Genomic DNA, 1,649 nt, shown 5'->3' with positions numbered 1-1,649 from the left:
TATTCATGCTGCCTTATGTCGCCAAAGTCCGCAGCGCACGGAAAGCTGTTGTATAGGCGGTAGGCTCGGCTCCAAAAATCCATGCCGGAGACGCCACTCCTGAAACGAGATTGTATTATTGGGTAGCCACACGCCAAGACGGCTAGAGCGAGTTGGCAGGAAGCGCGAACGAAGCCTCGTTGGTCGCCTGCGCGACCAAACTAGCCGGCATGTCTTTACGACGATGGAACCAACGCACAGCTCTGCCGCTTTTCAGTGCACCGAGTGGACACCGCGGACGCCGAATGGACCAGATCGAGCACATACTGGAGACGTTTCCCTTCATCCCCCATGTCGCGGTCTTGGCGTTCGCCTATGTCCTCGCTTTACCCATCGGATGGGATCGGGAGCGCAATGAGCGGAGTGCAGGCCTACGGACATTCCCGCTCGTCGCCGTCGCAAGCTGCGGGTTCGTTCAGGCGACGGAGGGCGACTTCGGGAGCTCGCCGGAGGCTCAGGCGCGCGTCATCGAAGGTCTGATCACGGGTATCGGCTTCATCGGCGGGGGGGCCATCATCAAGCAAGCCGGCGCTGTGCAAGGAACAGCCACCGCCGCGGGGCTATGGGCGACGGGCGCAATTGGAGCTGCGGTAGGCCTCGGCAGCTACGATGTCGCCATCGTTATTGCGCTGTTTACAATCTTCACTTTCCGCGGACTGTCTCCGATCAAACCCGACGACAAACCCGATGGCGGCACCGCCCCGCCTTCGCCTGGGTGACGGATTGCATGCCGGCGGCTGGATAGCTCCGTTGCGGTCGCGAGGCCGGTGATCATCATCATCATCATCACCATCCTGGCCAGAACATCGCTCTTGAAACACGGTTGTGCTTCTCGGTTGCCGCACGGCGATGAACGATAGGTGGGATCGTAGCGGCGGTCCTAGGTCAATTCGGCTGGCCGTTCCTCGCATCAGAACAGGCCCAGACATTGGGTTTCCCGTGCGTTCGCACGGGGGCGACGCAGCGTCATGCGTGTCATGGAGAGTTTCAGCTCAACAGGACACGCAATGCCCAAGATAATCTCAACCGTCCAAGTCACGACCACGGCAGCCGGCGAACATGCGTCGGTTGTGACTGGGGATGATTTTATCGTTGTCGAGCGTCTGGGAGGGCTATCCGCCACCGGCGCCGGTGCAAATGCGATCCATTCCGCATCTGGTGAGCTGACGGCGACGATATTGGGCGGCGTATCTTCGAACAACTACGGTTTGCAGGCAGCCCGAGGATTTATCCATATCGGAGACAGCGGTTCGGTTTACGGTCGTCTTGCTGGGATCAGCCTGGCGTCGAACTTGGGTTATGACCAGAGGATATGGAACGCCGGGACGATCGAGGGATATCAAAACGGCATTGCCATCCAAGGTGGGAAGATCGAAGTCGTCAACGAGGGAACCATCTTTGCCCACCACGGTACCGCGCTGACCCTCGATTCACTTGGCAGTGGATCGACGGTGATCAATAGCGGAACTATCGTCGGCAGCGGCGCGCTCATACTGAGGGCGATCATTGGTTCGAGTGCCAACGACACCATCATCAACAAGGGCGTCATCAAAGGCAATGTCGATCTCGGCGGCGGCACCAACGTTTTCGACAATCGCGAGGGCACACTT

The 1,649-nt window shown here is 59.2% G+C and carries 2 protein-coding genes; both read left to right on the top strand.

Annotated features, from left to right (window positions below):
• Positions 1–284: 284 nt before the first annotated feature.
• Entirely contained in the window at positions 285–758 is a 474-nt protein-coding gene (locus tag AC1DT3_RS20350) for an MgtC/SapB family protein (protein WP_477467023.1), read from the top strand.
• Between the two features lie 249 nt (positions 759–1,007).
• A partial coding sequence (locus AC1DT3_RS20345) for a hypothetical protein (protein ID WP_477467022.1) occupies positions 1,008–1,649 on the top strand: 642 nt, incomplete at its 3' end.

Source organism: Microvirga sp. P4_G7, from assembly GCF_056401005.1.
Note: the sequence above shows the minus strand (reverse complement) of the source record. Positions and strands in the feature narration are given on the sequence as shown.